This is a genomic window from Pseudomonas sp. JH-2 (assembly GCF_036231725.1).
GTDB classification, from domain to species: Bacteria; Pseudomonadota; Gammaproteobacteria; order Pseudomonadales; family Pseudomonadaceae; genus Pseudomonas; species Pseudomonas delhiensis.
The window spans coordinates 40,327-57,990 of sequence record NZ_JAZAQP010000031.1; the positions used below are offsets into that span (position 1 = coordinate 40,327).

At 68.1% G+C, this 17,664-nt stretch carries 20 protein-coding genes; 10 read left to right on the forward strand and 10 right to left on the reverse strand.

From position 1 onward, the window contains the following. Positions 1–472: 472 nt before the first annotated feature. Positions 473–1,456, forward strand: coding sequence for a D-2-hydroxyacid dehydrogenase family protein (locus VV867_RS20240; protein WP_328567384.1), 984 nt, complete (start codon positions 473–475; stop codon positions 1,454–1,456). Positions 1,457–1,474: 18 nt separating this feature from the next. Here VV867_RS20240 and VV867_RS20245 read toward each other — a convergent pair whose 3' ends face one another. Genes VV867_RS20245 through VV867_RS20265 form a run of 5 tightly spaced genes read right to left on the reverse strand, consistent with a single transcriptional unit; the run spans position 1,475 to position 6,369 of the window. Further along, the gene (locus VV867_RS20245; RefSeq protein ID WP_328567385.1) at positions 1,475–3,589 is read right to left on the reverse strand and encodes a TonB-dependent receptor family protein; all 2,115 of its coding nucleotides are present in this window, start codon (positions 3,587–3,589) and stop codon (positions 1,475–1,477) included. Positions 3,590–3,617: 28 nt separating this feature from the next. Next, the gene (locus tag VV867_RS20250; RefSeq protein WP_109934808.1) at positions 3,618–4,061 is read right to left on the reverse strand and encodes a CopD family copper resistance protein; all 444 of its coding nucleotides are present in this window, start codon (positions 4,059–4,061) and stop codon (positions 3,618–3,620) included. Then, complete coding sequence (locus VV867_RS20255) at positions 4,058–4,747, reverse strand: ABC transporter ATP-binding protein (protein ID WP_275627091.1); 690 nt, start codon at positions 4,745–4,747, stop codon at positions 4,058–4,060. The genes VV867_RS20250 and VV867_RS20255 overlap by 4 nt, the downstream gene beginning before the upstream one ends. Then, a complete protein-coding gene (locus tag VV867_RS20260; protein WP_328567386.1) occupies positions 4,740–5,492 on the reverse strand; it encodes an ABC transporter permease in 753 nt (250 codons plus the stop codon). Before VV867_RS20260 ends, VV867_RS20255 begins: the two co-directional genes overlap by 8 nt. A 10-nt stretch (positions 5,493–5,502) precedes the next feature. Further along, positions 5,503–6,369 (reverse strand): ABC transporter substrate-binding protein, encoded by an 867-nt coding sequence (locus VV867_RS20265; RefSeq protein WP_328567387.1) that lies wholly within the window; start codon positions 6,367–6,369, stop codon positions 5,503–5,505. A gap of 181 nt (positions 6,370–6,550) precedes the next feature. Between VV867_RS20265 and VV867_RS20270 the strand changes: the two genes are divergently transcribed. Beyond that, positions 6,551–7,264 (forward strand): Crp/Fnr family transcriptional regulator, encoded by a 714-nt coding sequence (locus VV867_RS20270; protein ID WP_109934812.1) that lies wholly within the window; start codon positions 6,551–6,553, stop codon positions 7,262–7,264. On the opposite strand, the gene VV867_RS20275 is transcribed toward VV867_RS20270, so the two are convergent. Next, positions 7,226–7,459: a glutathione S-transferase family protein gene (locus VV867_RS20275; RefSeq protein ID WP_275627094.1), complete on the reverse strand. Its 234-nt coding sequence runs from the start codon at positions 7,457–7,459 to the stop codon at positions 7,226–7,228. The genes VV867_RS20270 and VV867_RS20275 overlap by 39 nt on opposite strands. A 314-nt stretch (positions 7,460–7,773) precedes the next feature. On the opposite strand from VV867_RS20275, the gene VV867_RS20280 reads away from it, so the two are divergent. From VV867_RS20280 to VV867_RS20310, 7 genes are all read left to right on the forward strand, one after another. Continuing rightward, on the forward strand, positions 7,774–8,397 hold the full coding sequence (locus VV867_RS20280; protein ID WP_109934813.1) for a hypothetical protein: 624 nt from the start codon (positions 7,774–7,776) through the stop codon (positions 8,395–8,397). A gap of 33 nt (positions 8,398–8,430) precedes the next feature. Next, positions 8,431–9,138: a peptidoglycan-binding domain-containing protein gene (locus tag VV867_RS20285; RefSeq protein ID WP_328567388.1), complete on the forward strand. Its 708-nt coding sequence runs from the start codon at positions 8,431–8,433 to the stop codon at positions 9,136–9,138. Positions 9,139–9,152: 14 nt separating this feature from the next. Then, a complete protein-coding gene (locus tag VV867_RS20290) occupies positions 9,153–10,778 on the forward strand; it encodes a hypothetical protein (protein ID WP_328567389.1) in 1,626 nt (541 codons plus the stop codon). An 80-nt stretch (positions 10,779–10,858) separates the two neighbouring features. Next, positions 10,859–11,695 carry an AraC family transcriptional regulator gene (locus tag VV867_RS20295; protein WP_328567390.1) on the forward strand — a complete coding sequence of 279 codons (837 nt, stop codon included), beginning with the start codon at positions 10,859–10,861 and terminating at the stop codon, positions 11,693–11,695. A gap of 51 nt (positions 11,696–11,746) precedes the next feature. Next, positions 11,747–12,352: a LysE family translocator gene (locus VV867_RS20300; protein ID WP_275627098.1), complete on the forward strand. Its 606-nt coding sequence runs from the start codon at positions 11,747–11,749 to the stop codon at positions 12,350–12,352. A 185-nt stretch (positions 12,353–12,537) separates the two neighbouring features. Then, positions 12,538–12,777 (forward strand): AbrB/MazE/SpoVT family DNA-binding domain-containing protein, encoded by a 240-nt coding sequence (locus tag VV867_RS20305; RefSeq protein WP_139210225.1) that lies wholly within the window; start codon positions 12,538–12,540, stop codon positions 12,775–12,777. Next, positions 12,771–13,127, forward strand: a complete 357-nt coding sequence (locus VV867_RS20310) for a type II toxin-antitoxin system PemK/MazF family toxin (protein WP_328567391.1) — start codon at positions 12,771–12,773, stop codon at positions 13,125–13,127. The genes VV867_RS20305 and VV867_RS20310 overlap by 7 nt, the downstream gene beginning before the upstream one ends. A gap of 343 nt (positions 13,128–13,470) precedes the next feature. On the opposite strand, the gene VV867_RS20315 is transcribed toward VV867_RS20310, so the two are convergent. From VV867_RS20315 to VV867_RS20325, 3 genes are all read right to left on the reverse strand, one after another. Then, entirely contained in the window at positions 13,471–14,280 is an 810-nt protein-coding gene (locus VV867_RS20315) for a class I SAM-dependent methyltransferase (RefSeq protein WP_328567392.1), read from the reverse strand. 91 nt (positions 14,281–14,371) lie between these two features. Further along, positions 14,372–14,965, reverse strand: coding sequence for a histidine phosphatase family protein (locus VV867_RS20320; RefSeq protein WP_328567393.1), 594 nt, complete (start codon positions 14,963–14,965; stop codon positions 14,372–14,374). Positions 14,966–15,205: 240 nt separating this feature from the next. Continuing rightward, the gene (locus VV867_RS20325; RefSeq protein WP_328567394.1) at positions 15,206–15,634 is read right to left on the reverse strand and encodes a hypothetical protein; all 429 of its coding nucleotides are present in this window, start codon (positions 15,632–15,634) and stop codon (positions 15,206–15,208) included. A gap of 551 nt (positions 15,635–16,185) precedes the next feature. On the opposite strand from VV867_RS20325, the gene VV867_RS20330 reads away from it, so the two are divergent. Further along, positions 16,186–16,413, forward strand: a complete 228-nt coding sequence (locus VV867_RS20330) for a hypothetical protein (RefSeq protein ID WP_328567395.1) — start codon at positions 16,186–16,188, stop codon at positions 16,411–16,413. An 11-nt stretch (positions 16,414–16,424) separates the two neighbouring features. Here VV867_RS20330 and ddlA read toward each other — a convergent pair whose 3' ends face one another. Beyond that, positions 16,425–17,519, reverse strand: coding sequence for a D-alanine--D-alanine ligase (ddlA, locus tag VV867_RS20335; protein ID WP_328567396.1), 1,095 nt, complete (start codon positions 17,517–17,519; stop codon positions 16,425–16,427). Positions 17,520–17,664 lie beyond the last annotated feature (145 nt).

Here is a 17,664-nt window from a genome sequence, read left to right on the forward strand (position 1 = left end):
GCCGTGCCCATCGGCAACCTGTAGGAGCAGGCCCTGCCTGCGATTTCGCGCGCAGGGCGCGCTCCTACAGGGGAATGGCATGGGTGGGGCGGCGTAGGAGCGGATCTCATCCGCGAATCGCGCCGGTGGTTCCGGCTATCGCGGACAAGGTCCTCCTACGTTGCAGGCGAGCATGGCTTCTCGTAGGAGCGAGCTTGCTCGCGAACAAACGCGGTGCCATGCGGTTCGCGAGCAAGCTCGCTCCTACGAAGAGCACTTCGGTAGAGCCTGTAAGACAGTTGCTCCTACGTCCGTGTTTCCCTGGAACGTAAGAGCCACTCGTCGAAGCGCTCTTCGTAGGATGGGTTGCTGGCAAGGCCCGCCGTTGGGCTGGCCCATCGCCGCGCCGGGCCGGAAGCCGCCACCCACGAAATCCCCCCGGAAATCGGCTATCGTCCCGAGGTCCTCACATGACCGCAGGGGCCGAACCCACATGCACATCGTCATTCCCGACGACTACCAGCACGCGATCCGGACGCTCGACTGCTTCGCCCGCCTGGCCGGGCACGACGTCAGCCTGTTCCATGACCTGGGCCCGGCATCGCCGGACGAGCTGGCGACACGGTTCGCCGACGCCGACGCCCTGGTGCTCACCCGCGAACGCACACGCATCGATGCCGCGCTGCTCGACAGGCTGCCGAAACTCAAGCTGATCAGTCAGACGGGCAAGGTCTCGGGCCATCTCGACCTCGACGCCTGCACCGAACGCGGCATCGTCGTGACCGAAGGCCGAGGCTCGCCCGTGGCGCCCGCCGAACTGGCCTGGGCGCTCATCCTCAATGCGCGCCGACAACTCGTACCGGCCATCGAAGCGTTCAAGGCCGGCCACTGGCAGATCAATGTGGGCCAGGCGCTGGCCGGGCAAACGCTGGGAATCTGGGGCTACGGCAAGATCGGCCAGCGCCTGGCGCGCTACGCCCAGGCGTTCGACATGCCGGTGCTGGTCTGGGGCAGCGAAGGCAGCCGGGCGGCCGCCACGGCCGACGGCCATCAGGCAGCGGCCTCTCGCGAAGCCTTCTTCGCCGAAGCGGACATCCTCAGCCTCAACCTGCGCCTGTCCGAGCGCACGCGCCATGGGGTCACCCTCGACGACCTCGCCAGGATGAAAAACAGCGCCCTGCTGGTGAACATCAGCCGCGCCGAGCTGATCGCCCCAGGTGCGTTGCTCCAGGCCCTGGATGCGGGACGCCCCGGCTACGCGGCCGTGGACGTCTACGAGCAGGAACCCCTGCTCGCCCCCGACAATCCCCTGCTGAAGCACCCGCGCGCGCTCTGCACCCCGCACCTGGGGTACGTGGAGAAGAACGGCTATGAGCTGTACTTCGGCGATGCCTTCGACAATGTGCTGGCGTTCTTCGAAGGCAAGCCGAAGAACGTTGCGAATCCGGAGGCGCTGGCGGTGCCGCGTGGCGAGTAGGCTGGGAAGCAACCGCCCCTAGAAAGCGTATTCCGCCCCCACGGTCAGGCTGCGCCCGTTGCCGCTGAGAAAGGTCGGCTGGCTGGCATCGGCGCGGTTGCGGATCACGTAGCTGCTGGCATAGGTCTTGTCCGCCAGGTTGTCGCCCTGCACATACACACTCAGGCCCTCGCGCGCCTTGTAGGCGGCTTTGAGGCCCCAGAGCGCGTAGGCGTCCTGATAGTTGTTGCGCGTGTTGGCGTGGTCGGTCGGGGTGTCCTGGGGCAACCAGCGCAGGTTGGGCCCGACGCTCCACGGCCCGCGCCGGTAGAGCAGCTCGGCCGACCAGAGCTGGCGCGGCACGCCGGCGATCTGGTTGCCCTGGAACTCGCCGCCGCGGAAGCGGAAGTCGCTGAAGGTCCAAGCCACCCGGTAGGCCAGGTCGCCGCCTATGCCGGAGGCAGTCGGCAGCAAGCCGTTCAGCCCCGCTTCGACACCGCGGTGGCGGGTACGCGAGCCGTAGTTGTAGGTTCCCACCTTCACCCCGTAGGCGTCGCTGGTGGAAATCAGCTCGTCTTCCACGTCGCTCTGGTACAGCGTCAGGCTCCAGTCGGTCCGGGCGATGCGACCGGCGCCGCCGATCTCGTAGGTGGTAGCGCGCTGCACGTCGAGGTCGACCAGTTGCGCTTGCGCCACCGCCGGGGCTGCGGGCGAGACTTCGGCGGAAACGATTTCCCAGAACGTCGGCGCTTCGTGGCTGCGGCTGATGTTGGCGTACCAGCGCAGGTCCGGGCTGGGCGTCCAGTTCAGGCCGATCTTCGGCGTGGCGAAGTTCCAGCCCTGGTCGAGGTGGCCGGCACCATCGCGCGAATCCGCATCGCGGCTGACATCGCTCCACTTCACCTCGGTCACCAGGGTCCAGTCCGGCGCCAGGTTCCAGTCCAGGCCGAGCAGCAGATCAAGGTTGGAGGCCGTGAGGTCGAAGTTGCCGAAACGCTGCATGCGGCTTCCGTTCTGGGGGTTGTTGGCGTACAGCTCGCGGGTCATGTCGCTGTAGGACCAACTGGCGCCCAGGCGGTAGCCGAACAGGCGCCGTTCGCCTTCGAGCAGCCATTGCGCACCGAGCGTGTCGCTGTCGGTCAGGGTGTGGCTGAGCGGATCGGTGAAATCGTCCTGGGTGTTCTGCCCGTAGACGCCGAAGCTCTGCTGCCAGCCCGCCCCGCTCCACTGCGTACGGTTGGCCAGTCGCAGTTGCTGGGTATCACGGTGCGGGTCACGCTGGTAGACGTTGAGCAGGCGATCCTGCGGCGTGTTGCCATCGCCCAGCACGCTGCGCGGATCGTCCTTCAGGCGCGCCTTGGTGATGACGTTGGGAATCTCGAAAGTCAGGTCGCTGTAGGACAGGTAGCTGCGATTCTGTACGCCGTTGCCCAGGTCCAGACCGAAGTTGCTCTGCACGAGGGTGCGATGGGAAGCGGAGTGGTGGCGATAGCCGTCGTACTCGTCGTGGCTGACGCTCACCCGTCCATCGTACGCCCCCTCGTCCAGCCCGGCGGCAGCCTGCAGGCCCTGGCGGCCGAAGCTGCCGGCCTCCAGGCGGACGCGTCCGGCTTCGTCGGCGCCGGTCAGCGAGTTGAACTCCAGCTCGCCACCCAGCGCGGTGGCGCCGGGGCTGCCGGCGTTGGCGCCGCGACGGGCACTGATCCACGACGCATTGCGTGGCTCCAGCAGGCCGATGATGAAGGAACCGTCGGCCTCGTTGAGCGGCAGCCCGTCCTGCAACAGCAGCACGCCGCGGTTGACCGGATTGCTCTGGATGCCCGAACCCCGGATGTTCAGGCGCGGCTGGTCGGTGCCACCGAAGAAGTCCTGGATCACCAGGCCGGGCTGGTAGTCCAGCGCATCGCGCAGGGTCGCCAGGCGTGTCTCCTGTTGCGGCTCGGCGAGGTTGGTGCCGCCCGGTACGCGGGCCAGGCGCTGGCGCTCGGCCTGCGCGGACTGGCTGACCGGCGCGAGGCTTTTTTCGCTGATCTGCATCGGCTCCAGCTCGAGGCGGTCCTCCGCCGCCACCGCCAGTGGCAGCAGGCCGAGGGCCAGCAGGGGAAGTGAAAGTTTCGAGGGAAAATGGCGTTTCGGGGAAGGACAACGACTCATGACAAGCTCCGTCTGCACGAAATCTGGCTTACCAGCTCAGGTAGAACATGCCCTTGGCCAGCAGCACGATGCCGACCATGTGGCTGAAGACGCTCAGGTGGATTCGGCGGAAATACGTCGAATTCATGCGCCCGCTGTGGAGGAGGAACATGGCGGTGAAGAAGTGCCCGAGCACGCTCAGGGCGAGCAGGATCTTCAGGCTCAGCAAGGTGCCGAAGGACGATGCCAGCGGGTCCGCCAGCAGCGGCAGGTAACGCGTCCAGACCATGCCCAGGCCGGCGCCGAACAGCACCAGCAGTACCCAGGGCATCAGCCGCCGCGCACGCTTGCCGATGCCCTGCTCCACCTGGCGCATCACCGCGGCCGGCACGTGCTTGCGCACGCTTTCGAAGATCAGCACCTCGAAGAACACCGTGCCGATGAACATCAGCGCGGCGAACAGGTGCAGGGTCAGCAGGATGGGATAGATCATGGCGCGGGTGCCTCCAGGGCCAGCAGGGTCTGATGCAGCACCGTCACCACCTGGTCGGCGGCATACCCGGTGAGGTCGAAAGGCTGCAACGCGCCGTCATTGACCAGCACGAAGCGCTCCACCAGGCCGATCAGCTCGGCCGGATGGTGGCTGACGCAGAGCAGCGCCGCGCCCGAGCTGGCGAGCCAGTCGCGGCAGAGATCGAGCAGGGATTCACGCAGGGCCGGGTCCAGCGCGCTGAATGGCTCGTCGAGCAACAGCAGGTCTGGCTCGATCGAGAACGCGCGCGCCAGGGCAACACGCTGGGCCATGCCGCCGGACAGTTGATGCGGCCAGGCGCGCTCGTGCCCGGCGAGGCCGACGCGCTCCAGCCAGTGGCTGGCCATCCGGCGCGCAGTCGCGCGGTCGAGGCCGCTCGCCTGCAGGGGGATTTCCAGGTTCTCCGCAACCCGGCACCAAGGCAGCAGGCGCGGCTCCTGGAAGGCCAGCACGGGATGGCGGAATCCATTCTCCACCTGCCCCCGACGGGGCTTTAGAAGGCCGGCAGCCAGGCGCAGCAGGCTGCTCTTGCCGGCGCCGCTGGGCCCGAGAATGCCGACCCGCTCGCCGGGCAGCAGGCGCAGGGAGGCATCGGCAAACACCCGACGTTCGCCCAGCACCAGATCGACGCCGTGCCACTCAAGCATGGGCGGCCTCCTGCCAACGGCCCATGCGCCGCTGCAGCGGTTGCAGCAGAAGAAATTCCAGCGCGGCGACCAGCAGCAGGATCAGCAGAGTCCAGGCATACAGCCCGGCGCTATCGAAGGTGCCGCGCGCATTGGCCAGCGCGAAACCGGCGCCACTTTCCGCGCCAAGCACTTCGGCCATCACCACCAGGCGCACGCCGCCGCACGTGGCGATCAACAGCGCCGCGCCCAGCGGCGCGGTGAGTGACGGGATATAGAGCCGCCGCAGCTTCTGCCAGGGGCTGAAGCGGTAGACCCGCGCCATCTCCAGCAGGCCGCGGTCGACCATCTGCATGCCCTTGACGGTGTTCACGTACATGCCCGGCGCCAGCATCAGCACACTGATCAGCACCACCATGGCCGAACCGAGACCGACCCAGAGCATCGCCAGCACCACGACCACCACCGGCGGCACCGACATCAGCAGCCAGCGCAGCGGCTCCAGCAGACCGCGCACACGGGCGTCGAGCCCGGCCAGCAGCCCCAGGCAGAAGCCCAGCAGGCAGCCCAGGCCGACGCCCAGGACGATACGCAGCAAGCTGGCGCCGGCGTTAAGGCGGAAGTCAGCCTCGAAAGGCAGGCGGACCATGGCTTGCAGCGTCTGCCATGGCGTCGCCATGAGCAGCGGGCCCAGGCGCAGCGCCAGCAACTGCCAGCCCACCAGCAGAAGCATGCCGCCCAGCAAGGCCCAGCGTCGGGAGGTCATGGGTCTCATCTCAGGGCCCATAGAAACTGGCGGGCGGCAGGGCGCCCCCGATTGCCTGCGGATGGCGCCTTGCGATCAGCCCGAACAGCGCCTCCAGCGGTCCACGCGCCGAGCTGGCGGAAACACTCTCCAGACGCGTGACGCGGATGGACTCTTCCAGCGCCTCCACCGGCAGGTGCGGCAGGTGCCGATGGACCAGCTCCGCGCAGGCCCGCGAGTGCGCGCTGCACCAACGGGCGGACTCGGCGTAGGCGGCGTCCACCGCGCGCGCCAGTTCGCCGTCCTTGGCGCGCTGCGGGCTGCTCATCAGCCCTGCCTGAGGCAGTTCGGCCTGCTGCGGGAAGGCCTGCCTCCAGGCGCTCTCCAGGCTTTGCACGCGGTACAGCGGCGCCCCGCCCCGGCTGCGGTTGCGCCAAAGCAGCAGGGATACCGCCGGCTCCACCAGCAGAGCGTGATCGGCGCGGCCTGCCAGCAGCAGCGCCTGGGCGTCCTGGCCATCACGGACCGGGCGCAGCGTCAGGTCCCTGCCCGGCTTCAGGCCGTGGCTGAGCAGCAATTCATCGACCAGGATCGCCGGCAGGTCGCGCTGGAACGGCAGCACCACCTCCTTGCCGGCCAGGTCGGCGAAACCCTTCACCTGGGGGTCGCGGCTAACCAGCCAGATGATTCCCCACACCGAGACGTTGAGCAGCCGCACGGGTTGCCCGCGCCCGGCCATCAGCGCCGGCAGGTTCACCGGGGCGGCGCTGTAGTCGAGTTCGTTCTTGGCCAGCAGCACGCGCAACTGATCGGGGTTCTGCCAGAGGCGGAACTCGACGTGCTCGGCATACGGCTGCAGAGCACCGCTCTCCACCATGTGCAGCAGCGGGAAGCTCACCACGGCACCGGGGCCGCCCAGCCGCAGCACCGCTTCCCTGGCCGTACCGACAGGTGCCTGCAGGCACGCGCCGGCCGCCAGAACGAAAGAAAGGAGCAGGCGGGGGAGCTGTCGATTGATTGACTTGCGAATAAGACTTATCTTCATTCGCAGATCATTGCAGCCCGCATGCCCGCCACGAATGACAAATGTTAAGTTCTCGCCCAATCGCGGCGAATGCCTGCGATTGCTGGGCGCCATCCCCCTCTTCGCCGACCTGCCGCAGGACCTCGTGGCCAGCCTGTGTGACTCGGCCAGCCTGCTGCGCGCCGAGGGCGGCAAACTGCTGTTCCGCGAAGGCGACCCGGCCGAACACTTCCTGCTGGTGCGGCGTGGCTGCGTGGAAATGCTGCGCTTCACCTGCGACGGCGAAGAGCGTGTCTTCCAGCTGTTCCGCGAAGGTCAGTTGATCGCCGAAGCGGCCATGTTCATGCCCCACGGCCGCTACCCGATGAACGCCCGCAGCCAGGGTAGCGGCGAATTCTTCCGACTGAGCCGCAACGCACTGCACAAGGCCTGCGAGGGCCATCCGCCGCTGGCCATGCGCATGCTGGAAAGCCTCAGCCTGCGTCTCTACCGCCAGGTCAACGAGGTCGACTGGCTGACCGCAAGCTCCGCCTCCCAGCGCCTGGCCGCCTACCTGCTGGGCCTGCACCGTCGCCAGGGCGAAAGCCTGATGCTGCCGATCAGCCAGCGCCAACTCGCCACCCACCTGGGCATTCGCCCGGAATCCCTCAGCCGTCTGCTCTCCGACTGGCAGCAGGCGGGGCGCATCCAGGGCCGGCTCCGGCAATGGCGGCTGTGCGACCTCACCTACCTACAGGAACTGGCCAGCCCGGCGGTACGCTCCTTCTGAGGGGGTCGGCTTGTGCTCGCCGTCCAGCAATAGCGGGAACTTGCCCAGCGGCCACAGCCGCAACCACTGCGCCGCGTGCTGCGGCGTATCGGGGCCGATGCAGCGGAATTCGAAGGGCGTCTGGTTCTCGTACAGCGCCATCAGCACCTTCTGGGTGTACGAGGAAAACGGATGACCGTAGAGCACGAGCGCCATGGCGGACCGCCTGCCGGAGCGCACACACCAGCCCACCGCCGACATCCTGTTCAGTCTCCCGGCTTTACTATCGCAAGTGTATGTAACTACCGTCGCCAAATATCCGCAAAAGTTGAAAATACGGGAGGCGCGTGTCATTCCAGAATTACACATCAAATAACCAAACCCGATAATGAATTCCTACTTAATTTCATTATCGGATCAGCGCTGGAAAACTTCCCAATGGCGTTGGACAGCCCGCTGGGCGAAAGCTAGCTTCAGCCTGAACGCCGGGCCCTCCGGCGCCCTCCAAGCCACCACAGGGAAGTACCGAGATGGCCTTCGATCGCTTCAACTCCCGTATTGCAATCACCCTCGGCCAATTCACCTTGTTGAAACGTGCCGACCTGTTATTCGACCGTTATAGCGAGCCCTATATAGTTTCCCTCGCCATCGACACTTCGAATATCCACAAGGGTGCCCTCACTTTCAACTACATGCCCTTTCCGAAAGTTCGCCAGGGTTCGACGGTGAGCATGCTCGGCGACGGCCACCTGCTGTATGGCCCGGCCAACCCCGGCGAGTACGTCGCGCTGTCGCTGCTGATGATGGAGTCCGACGGCGACCTGCGCGAGGCGGGCGAGCGCATCCGCGACGTCGTCAGCAGCAAGGCCGTCGACCTGGGGCTCAAGGCGGTGATGCTGGCCAACCCCGGCTCCGCCGCCGTGGTCGCCCTGCTCAAGGAGCTGACCGCCTTCACCGCCGGGCGCCTGGCCAGCGATGGCGACGACGAGCTGTTCCGCACCGAGGGTGCCTTCCTGCGCGACCAGCCCAACCCCTACCACGTCAACCGAAGCTACCGGCAGGGCAACGACTTCATCGACCTGGAGCTGCGCATCCTCCCGCTCGACGCCCCCAACGGAGAAGGCGCCGCCCCGCAGGCGCTGCCACTGGCCTGAGCCCTGCCCGCCCCCATTACCGAGGAACGCACCATGGTCACCGGACTGGATCTCTACACGCTCGCCGCCACCAAGAAGGGCCAGAAGTACGCCAACGTGCTGGTCCCCAAGGACAACCCCAACTGGAACGGCCCCTGGGACTGCGCGGAATTCGTGTCCTGGGTGGCCTACCAGAAGCTGAAGAAGCTCTACGGCTGCGTGAACGACCAGGGCAACCCGGCGACCACCGAGGCCTATTCCGGCGCCTGGGTGCACGACGCCAGCAACGGCACCCTCATCCCCACCAACGAGGCCGACGCCATGCTCACCGCCGGCGTGGTCCTGGTGCGCAAGCCGCCGCTGCCCGGGCACATGGGCCACGTCGCCATCACCGACGGCGCCGGCAGGACCATGGAGGCCGCCGGCACCGGCCTGGGCGTGCGCGCCGGCAACGTCACCGGGCGCGTCTGGGACTACTACTGCCGCCTGCCCGGCGTGAGCTACAGCAGCAGCCCGGGCACGCCGAAGCTCAAGCCGCCGCCCTCGGTCATCCGCCTGGAGCAGCCGAACGTGAAGGGGCCGAAGGTGACGGAAATCCAGCAGGCCCTGAAGGCGGCCGGCTTCGACCCCGGCAAGCTCGACGGCGCCTACGGCCCGCATACCACCGCGGCCGTGTTCGCCTTCCAGACCACCCGCCGCCTGGTCGCCGACGGCGTGGTCGGCCCCGCCACCGCGCGGGCATTGAAGATCCAGTGGCCCTGACAGGGAGATCGAGCATGGAACAGCAACCGATGAAGGCGCCCTTCTACCCCATCGTCTACGTGCGCGGCTACGCCATGAGCCGTGGCGAGATCGACGAGACCACCGCCGACCCCTTCTGCGGCTTCAACCTGGGTTCCACGGTGATGCGCGCGGTGGCCACCGCGGGCGCGCCGCCGCGCAAGTTCGTCTTCGAATCGCCGGTGATCCGCCTGGCCAGCCAGTTCGGCTACCGCGACGTGTACGAGGACGGCTACGACGTCCTCGACCCCAACTGGCTGACGCAGCAGAACAACAGGCTGGCCGCCCGCTCCATCGTCATCTACCGCTACTACGACCCGGCCTCCACCCTGCTGGGCGTCGGCAAGACACCGAGCATGGAGCAGTTCGCCAAGGGCCTGAACGACCTGATCCTGCACCTGCGCGACCTGGCCTTCGCCAACCCGGCCAACCAGTTGGCGAAGAAGGAAGACTTCCGCTGCCACCTGGTGGCGCACTCCATGGGCGGGCTGGTCTGCCGCACCTTCCTGCAGAACCCGGACTGCGGCTCGGCGGAGGCGCGCGCGGCGGTGGACAAGTTCTTCACCTACGCCACGCCGCACAACGGCATCGACATGGTCGGCATCAACGTCCCGAGCCTGCCGGTGTTCTCGCTGCCGTTCGACATCGAGAACTTCAACCGCGACAAGCGCATGCGCGAATACCTGCGCCTGCCCAGGCTGCCGAAGAACTACGACAAGGTCGACCTGCTGCCCGAAAGCGCCCTGCCCTCCAGCCGCGTGTTCTGCATGGTGGGCACCAACCGCAGCGACTACGAGGTGGCGGCCGGCCTGTCGCGCACCTTCGTCGGCCACGGCAGCGACGGCCTGGTGCGCATCGAGAACGCCACCCTGCACGGCCTGAACGCCGACGGCACGCTCGGCGAGGAATGCGCCAAGGCCTTCGCCTACCGCGCGCATTCCGGCTTCTTCGGCATCGTCAACAGCGAGGAGAGTTTCCAGAACCTGGTGCGCTTCCTGTTCGGCAACGTGCGCGTCGACATCTGGCTGGACATCGACGAGCTGCGCCTACCCAAGGAAGTGCTCGACGCCGCCGATGGCGCCCCGGTCAACGCGCTCTACCAGATCGAGCTGCTGGCCTCGCCGCGCAGCAAGCCCTGGTATCTGTCGCGGCGCACGGCGGAGGAAGATTCCGCGGCCTGCCTCACCCAGGCTGAGTGGAAGCCGGGCACGCAGCTGTACCTGTCCAGCGTGTTCCTCGCCGAGTTCGGCAAGGTCGACCCCGAACTGCCCGGCCTGGCCTACAGCCTCACCCTCGGCGTGCGGGTGCCGGACTACGAGATCGACAAGCGCTTCTGGCCCAACAGCCACTACGAGGGCAGCTACCTGTACCGCGACACCGTCATCATCCAGCTGGAACGCCCCAGCGACGGCGGCGACCAGTGGACCATCCGCTACGCCTGGCAGAACACCGGGATGAACACCTCGACCATCCCCCTCCAGGCCAGCGAGCTGGACGGCAGCGGCATCCAGGTGCTGCTGCCGATCGACAGCGACGTCCACGGCAACCCCGCCGCCGCCGCCATCAAGGGGCAGGTGCGGCTGATGGTCTCGACCTGGAACCCGGAGGGCACCTGGCCCTGATGGCCGCCTGCACAAATCTTCCAGACGCCGCCCGCCCGCGGGGTATGCTGGACGACTCGCGGGCGCGGCGGAGGCGCGGCATGCACAGCGGCAACTGGATCGACCTGGCGCAGGATGCCGACACCGGCATCGAGACCCTGCGCGCCCATTTCAAGGGCCACGCGTACGATCCGCACTGGCACGACAGCTACCTGATCGGCTTCACCGAAACCGGCGTGCAGCAGTTCCGCTGCCGCCAGGCGCGCAACGTCAGCACGCCGGGCAAGGTGTTCTTCCTCGAACCCGGGGAGATCCACGATGGCGATGCGCCCACCGCCGGCGGCTTCACCTATCGCATGCTCTACCTCGACCCGCAGTGGCTGGAACGCGAGGTGGGCGCGCTGTTCGAGGAAGCCCCGGCAGGCTGCCAGTTGAGCGTGCCCCAGGTGCTGTTCGACGACACGCGCATGGTCGCCGCCATCGACGCCGCCTTCCAGGCCGTGCACGGCCAGGACCTGCGCATCGTGCGCCAGGCCGCCCTGGACGAGCTGCTCGGCGGCCTCACCCAGCGCCTGCACTGGCGCAAGCGCGTCGATGACCACCCGCGCCTGCCGCTGGTGGCCCTGCGCGCGCGGGACTACCTGCACGCCAACCTGATGCAGGACATCGACCTCGACGACCTCGCCCGCGCCACCGGCTGCGACCGCTTCCGCCTCAGCCGCGCGTTCAAGGAGGCCTTCGGCCTGCCGCCGCATGCCTACCTGATCCAGCTGCGCCTGGCCCGTGCGCGCCAGTTGCTGGGCCGCGGCCTGGCCCCGGCGCAGGTCGCCGCCGACCTCGGCTTCGCCGACCAGAGCCACCTGGGCCGCTGGTTCCGCCGCGCCTATGGCGTTACCCCGGCGTACTACCGGCAGCGCTGCTCAAAGCTTCCAGACTGACGCCCGGCCCGCTGCGAGCATGCCGGCTCCACGTCCCACGGAGCCCACGCCATGATCCAGGCCCTGCAGCAATGGCTGCCCTTCCTCCTGTTCGCCTTCGTCGCCGCCATCACCCCGGGGCCGACCAACCTGCTGATCTTCAGCAACAGCGCCCGCCACGGCTGGGGCGCGGCACTACCCATTGTCCTCGGCGGCTGCGGCGGCGCCGCGCTGGTGGTGCTGGCGGTGGGCAGCGGCCTGGGCGAGCTGCTCGCCGGGCGGCCGCAGGTGCAGGGCATCATGGCCGCCGCCGGGGTGCTGTGGCTGACCTGGCTGGCCTGGCAGATCTGGCGCAGCCCGCCCCCCGGCCTGGAAAGCGCCGCACCGGCGCGGCGCATCGGCCTGCTGGATGCGGCCCTGCTGCAGCTGGTCAACCCGAAGAACTGGACCGTGGCCCTGGCGGTGATCGGCGTCTACGCAGGCCAGGGCGACGACCGCCTGCTGCGCATCCAGCTGATGTCGCTGCTGTTCTTCATGGTCGGCGTGCCCTGCCTGAGCGCCTGGGCCGGGCTCGGCGCCGGCAGCGCACGGCTGTTGCGCTCGCCGCGCGCGCTGCAGCGGCTGAACCGGGGGTTGGCAGTGCTTCTGCTGCTCTCGGCCTGGGCGGGGGTTTTGTAGGAAGGATCGAGCGGAGCGATACCCATCGCCAGGACCGCATGGGTTTCGCTCAACCCATCCTACGAGAAGCACCTCGGCGCGACCTGCAAGACGACCCTGAATGGGCACACTTCGAGACGAATGGTTTTACAAAAATAAAACCCGAAAGGTTATGCTTTTGTAAAACCTCAACAGGAGGCATGTTCATGACCACTCTTGCCCTGCGTAAATCCGGGGGGTCCCTGATCATTTCGGTTCCCGCGGCCTTCGTCGCCCAAAACAAGCTGCACGCCGGTAGTCAGGTTGAGTGCAACATCGTCGAGGGAGCCCTGGTGATCAAACCGATGACGCGCCCGAGCCTGGCACAGCTGATCGCCGAAACGCCCAAAGACTCGCTCGCTCCGGACTGGGACAACATGCAGGCCGTAGGCGCTGAGCAATGGTGAGGCGTCCACCGAGCGTTCCCGACCGCGGTGAGATCTGGCACCTGCAGTTCGATCCCTCGACGGGCCGTGAAATGATCGGCGACCACTTTTGCCTGGTCCTGTCGAAACGCGAATTCAATGAAATAGGCCTGGCCCTGGCCTGCCCCATCTCGCAAGGCACATCCAGTGTGGCGCGCAACCAGGGCTTCCTTGTCACCCTGATGGGCGAAGGCACCGACACCCAGGGCAATGTCCACAGCCACCAGGTGCGGACGCTGGACTGGAGGGCGCGCCGAGCCATGTTCAAGGAAAAAGCCCCCGACTCCGTAACCAACTACGTGCTTTCGCTGGTCGGAGCGATCCTGGAATAACCCCCACCCATCGCCCGCCGGCCCTGCCGGCGGGATCGCGGACGGAGTCCGCTCCTACGGTTCGCGGGGAAGCACGGTATTCCACATTCCGCCGCGATTCGCGGATGAGATCCGCTCCTACGCTGCGCCACCCGCGCCATTCCCCTGTAGGAGCGCGCCCTGCGCGCGAATCGCGGGCAGGGCCCGCTCCTACAATTGTCGTGAGGCCTGGAGTTTCCTCGTGGGACTCTGTCCGCGATTTGGCGGATAACGCCTGCGCCTACGGGAATGGCGTGGGATCGTAGGGCGAATAACCGTTCGCGGTTATCCGCCCTACGGGGAATGGCGCCGGGGCGTCCGGCCCCTACCAGCGGTAGCGCAACAGCCGGCCGATGCGCCCCAGGGTGGGCCAGCGCTGCATCAGTTGCACGAACGCGCGTGACGACCAGGCCATCCGCCGGCACTCCTCGGGGGTGTAGGTGAGCCTTTCCTCGACCAGGCGCAGCCCCGGCACCAGCGCCTCCAGTTCCGTGGGGTCGTCCAGCGCCCAGTGCACCTGGGCGCCGCGCGCCCAGAACGGCAGGAACAGCCCCAGCATGCGGATGCCGAAGCGGTTGTAGCCGTCGAAGATCAGCTCGCCGTGGGGGCTGCGCGCCAACAGCCCGCGCAGCAGCGCGCTCACCTCGGCTTCGCGCAGGTAGGGCATCAGGCCTTCGGCGACGATCAGCAGCGGGCGGCCGCTGGGCAGCGCGTCGAGCCAGGCCGGCTCGCCCATGGCCCCGGGCAGCAGGGTGCAGCCTTCGCGCGCCGGGTACACCTCGCTGCGCAGCGCCAGCACGTCCGGGTAGTCCACTTCGAACCAGGCCACGCTGGCCGGCGGGTCGAGGCGGAACACCCGGCTGTCCAGGCCGCAGCCCAGGTGCGCCACGCAGGCGTCGGGGCGGGCGGCGAGGAATTCGGCGGCCCAGCGGTCGAGCTTCCAGGCGCGCAGGGCGATGCCGACGTAGCTGCTGCGGCCCAGGCGAAAGCGCGAGAAGTCGTAGTCCAGGCGCGCCAGCGCGGCGGCCGCGAAGCGGTCCTGCAGCAGCGAATCGGGCAGGCGGCTTTCCATGGCCTTGGCGTAGAAGGTGATCAGCAGGGTCTGCTTGACCCCGCCGAGCTGGATGCGTGGCATGGGCGGCTCCCGGGGCGGACGATGGCACCGCCCTCCCCGGCAAGCCTAGGACCGCATCGCCGGATGCCGCAAGCGCAGCGGCGCCGCCGGTTTAGCGCAACCGCAGGCGGGCCCAGTCCCGCGGGGCGATCTCGCCGGCCAGCTGCAGGCCGCCGCGGGCATCGCTGAACAGCACCAGCGAGGTGCCGTAGCCGGGGGTTTCCAGGTCCTGGTGGCTGAGCGTCTGGGCCAGCTGCTCCATGCATTCGCTGTGGGTGACGAGGATCAGGTTGCGGTGGCTGGCCTTGTGCTCCAGCACGTGGTCGAGCAGGTCGCCCTTGCAGTCGGCGACCCAGGCCTGGCCCAGGGTGCCGTCGCCGAACATCCGGCTGGCGGTCTGGGTGGTGCGCGTCAGCGGGCTGGCGTAGACGTCGGCGTTGCCCAGGCCGAAGCGGCTGCGGTAGTCCTCGCCCAGGGCCGTGGCCAGCGCCCCGCCGCGCACCGTGATGCCGTCCTCGGCGCCCAGGCAGGGGGCGTCGGAGCGGTCGCAGCGCTCGGCGTGGCGCACCAGCACCACCACCTCGCCCAGGCGCCAGTGGTGGGCCAGGTCGTCCGGGCTTGGCAACGGCGGGTGCTGTTGCGCCACGCTGGCCGCGCCGCACAGGGCCATCGCCAGCACGCCGAGCAGCCCGCAGGCCAGGGCCATGATGCGTCGGGGTGGGCGGCCAGCGCCCTGTCGCACGGTTTTCTGCCTCACTTCGCCACGGGCCTCGCAGGGGATGGGTCGGAGCGCGCCCGGCATGCTGCCGGATGCTGGCCGCCATCCTGCGTGGACGAAGGTGAAAACTCCGCGAGGCGGATGTGAGGATTTCGTTGAGCGGCGCCCGCCGCCGATGCCGACGAGCTGCCGGGCCGGGGCCGTCGGCGGGCCCCGGCCCGGCGGGCGTCAGTCGCTGATGCCCTGGATGTCGTTGAAGGTGGACAGCAGGGTGTTCAGCGCGTCCAGGCTGCGATCCTTATCCGGGGCCTTGGCATGCAGCTCCCGCACCGCGCCCTCGACTGCCGCGTTGGCGGCCTTCCAGTCCTCCGGGCTCCTGCGCTTGAGCTCGGCGGCGGCGGCGCGCCACTTGGCCTGCAGGGTGTCGACCTTGGCCCGGGCGGTGGCGAAGTCGTCGGCGCCCACCGCGTCGAGCGACTCCTCGGCCAGGCGGCCGTATTCGCCGAGGTCGCCCAGCGGGCCCTGCTGGTCGTCCGCCTCCATGCCGCTGGGCGGCGCGGCGTCCTCGGCCCAGGCCGGGCTATGTGCGACCGGAACAACAGCAACCAGCAGCGCCGCCAGCGCAGCTGCCCATACCGTCCGCGAGGAAGAACTCATCGTCTGGCTCCTTAGCGTGGCCAATGTAGCTTCGGGGAGTGTAGAGGCTGGGCCGGCAAAATTGCAGCCGGCGGTCACGGCGCCGGCAAACCGAGAACTCCCCTGAGAAAAACCTTATCAAGGAATCCCCCTACAGCACATAACGCCCAGCTCCCACAGCCCGGCTCGTTAGTCTTCCCGGCGTCATGGCATTTGCCATGACAGGGTGTCGCAACCCAAAGGTCCTTCAGCACAGCAGCAGCAGAAATCAAAGCAAGGCGCCACGTGCGTCACGCTTGCCTTGGTTATGGCTGGCCGTGCAGGGCAGGCTTCCGCCTGGCCGGAACTCTCCTTGGACCTCCGGTTTGCGACCCCTGCACGGCCCGCCGCCCCCCCGTGTCGCAACGGCAGCGGCGGGCTCCACCCGGTCCAAGGAGCGTAAGGAAATGCACCAGTTCCCTTCCAAGCCCGCGCCCCTCCGCGGCGAGAAAGCCCGGTCGAGCGCCCGGCAAGAGACTTTCAGGGTTCATGAATTCAAACCTCTGCCGGAAAGCTCGCAGGCCTTCTGCGAAGTGCTTTACATCGACGCGCTGGCCCCCGCGACGCAGCTGCTCGACACGGCCCTGCAGCGCCTGCGGGCGCTCGGCGGCCTGCTCGACCTGCTCGAAGACCACCCCGCCGCCAGCGCCTCGCAGTGGGACCTGGCGCGCTGGAGCACGACCTTGCGCATGCTCCACGCAGATGCCCAGGCACTGCTCGAAGCCGCGCACCAGCGCACCCTGGAGGAGCTGCCGGGCTAGCCGGCCCCGCCTCAGCGGCTGGTCTGCAGGCGGCGGCGCGCGGCGTGGCGTTCGAGGGCCAGGTCGATCAACCGGCTGACCAGCTCGCTGTAGCTCATGCCGGCGGCCTGCCAGAGCTTGGGGTACATGCTGATGCGGGTGAAGCCGGGCAGCGAGTTGAGTTCGTTGACCAGCACCTCGCCGTCGTCGGTGAGGAACACGTCGACCCGCGCCAGGCCCGAGCAGCCCAGCACCTGGAAGGCCTCCACGGCGAGCTGGCGGATGCGTTCGCTGGCCCGGGCGTCGATGTCCGCCGGCACCACCACCCGGGCGGCGTCTTCGTCGATGTACTTGCTGTCGTAGGAGTAGAAACCGCCGCGCACCACGATCTCGCCACAACCGCTGGCGATGGGCGCGTCGTTGCCGAGCACCGCGCACTCGATCTCGCGGCCCTTCACCGCGGCCTCCACCAGCACCTTGTCGTCGAAGGCCAGGGCCTGCTGCACGGCGGCATCGTAGCCGGCCTCGTCCTCGACCTTGCTGACGCCCACCGAGGAGCCCAGGTTGGCCGGCTTGACGAACAGCGGCAGGCCCAGGCGGCGCTGCGCCTCGGCGAAGGGCATGCGCGCGGCGCTGGCGCGGGTCAGGGTGACGAAGGGGGTGATGGCGATGCCGGCGTCGCGCAGCAGGCGCTTGCTCACGTCCTTGTCCATGCAGATGGCCGAGCCGAGTACGTCGGAACCGACGAAGGGGATGTCGGCCATGCGCAGCAGGCCCTGCAGGCAACCGTCCTCGCCCTGGGTGCCGTGGACGATGGGGAAGATCACGTCGACGTGGTCCAGCAGCTGGCGGCTGCCGGTCTCCACCAGCTGCCGCTCGGCCTTGCCGGGCACCACGGCCAGCTCGCGGTTGGAGCGGTTGAGCGCGATCAGCGCCGGGTTCTCCTGGTTGAGCAGGTAGTCGGAGGCATCGTTGAGGTGCCAGCGGCCTTCCTTGTCGATGCCGATCAGCACCGGCTCGAACCGCGAGCGGTCCAGGGCATCGACTATGTTCTTCGCCGACTGCAGCGACACCTCGTGCTCCGCCGAACGCCCACCGAAAATCACCCCGACACGCAACTTGCCCATGACTGCCTCCAGCTTGCTGATGGGCGCTTCTTATCATGGTGGTGGGGATTTTTACAGGACGGTGGTCGGGTGGGGTGGCTTGCGGAGGGTGTTCTGTCGGGGTGGTGCCTGTACTGAAGAGCACCCTCTCCCCAGCCCTCTCCCT

What these genes read in the sequence shown, in the direction of transcription:
- VV867_RS20295 (WP_328567390.1), top strand. Translation starts at nt 10,859, where the DNA reads ATGCACAGCGGCAACTGGATCGACCTGGCGCAGGATGCCGACACCGGC.
- ddlA (WP_328567396.1), bottom strand. Translation starts at nt 17,519, where the DNA reads ATGGGCAAGTTGCGTGTCGGGGTGATTTTCGGTGGGCGTTCGGCGGAG.
- VV867_RS20270 (WP_109934812.1), top strand. Translation starts at nt 6,551, where the DNA reads ATGACAAATGTTAAGTTCTCGCCCAATCGCGGCGAATGCCTGCGATTG.
- VV867_RS20285 (WP_328567388.1), top strand. Translation starts at nt 8,431, where the DNA reads ATGGTCACCGGACTGGATCTCTACACGCTCGCCGCCACCAAGAAGGGC.
- VV867_RS20275 (WP_275627094.1), bottom strand. Translation starts at nt 7,459, where the DNA reads ATGGCGCTCGTGCTCTACGGTCATCCGTTTTCCTCGTACACCCAGAAG.
- VV867_RS20260 (WP_328567386.1), bottom strand. Translation starts at nt 5,492, where the DNA reads ATGACCTCCCGACGCTGGGCCTTGCTGGGCGGCATGCTTCTGCTGGTG.
- VV867_RS20325 (WP_328567394.1), bottom strand. Translation starts at nt 15,634, where the DNA reads ATGAGTTCTTCCTCGCGGACGGTATGGGCAGCTGCGCTGGCGGCGCTG.
- VV867_RS20300 (WP_275627098.1), top strand. Translation starts at nt 11,747, where the DNA reads ATGATCCAGGCCCTGCAGCAATGGCTGCCCTTCCTCCTGTTCGCCTTC.
- VV867_RS20255 (WP_275627091.1), bottom strand. Translation starts at nt 4,747, where the DNA reads ATGCTTGAGTGGCACGGCGTCGATCTGGTGCTGGGCGAACGTCGGGTG.
- VV867_RS20240 (WP_328567384.1), top strand. Translation starts at nt 473, where the DNA reads ATGCACATCGTCATTCCCGACGACTACCAGCACGCGATCCGGACGCTC.
- VV867_RS20290 (WP_328567389.1), top strand. Translation starts at nt 9,153, where the DNA reads ATGGAACAGCAACCGATGAAGGCGCCCTTCTACCCCATCGTCTACGTG.
- VV867_RS20250 (WP_109934808.1), bottom strand. Translation starts at nt 4,061, where the DNA reads ATGATCTATCCCATCCTGCTGACCCTGCACCTGTTCGCCGCGCTGATG.
- VV867_RS20310 (WP_328567391.1), top strand. Translation starts at nt 12,771, where the DNA reads ATGGTGAGGCGTCCACCGAGCGTTCCCGACCGCGGTGAGATCTGGCAC.
- VV867_RS20320 (WP_328567393.1), bottom strand. Translation starts at nt 14,965, where the DNA reads ATGGCCCTGGCCTGCGGGCTGCTCGGCGTGCTGGCGATGGCCCTGTGC.
- VV867_RS20315 (WP_328567392.1), bottom strand. Translation starts at nt 14,280, where the DNA reads ATGCCACGCATCCAGCTCGGCGGGGTCAAGCAGACCCTGCTGATCACC.
- VV867_RS20245 (WP_328567385.1), bottom strand. Translation starts at nt 3,589, where the DNA reads ATGAGTCGTTGTCCTTCCCCGAAACGCCATTTTCCCTCGAAACTTTCA.
- VV867_RS20280 (WP_109934813.1), top strand. Translation starts at nt 7,774, where the DNA reads ATGGCCTTCGATCGCTTCAACTCCCGTATTGCAATCACCCTCGGCCAA.
- VV867_RS20305 (WP_139210225.1), top strand. Translation starts at nt 12,538, where the DNA reads ATGACCACTCTTGCCCTGCGTAAATCCGGGGGGTCCCTGATCATTTCG.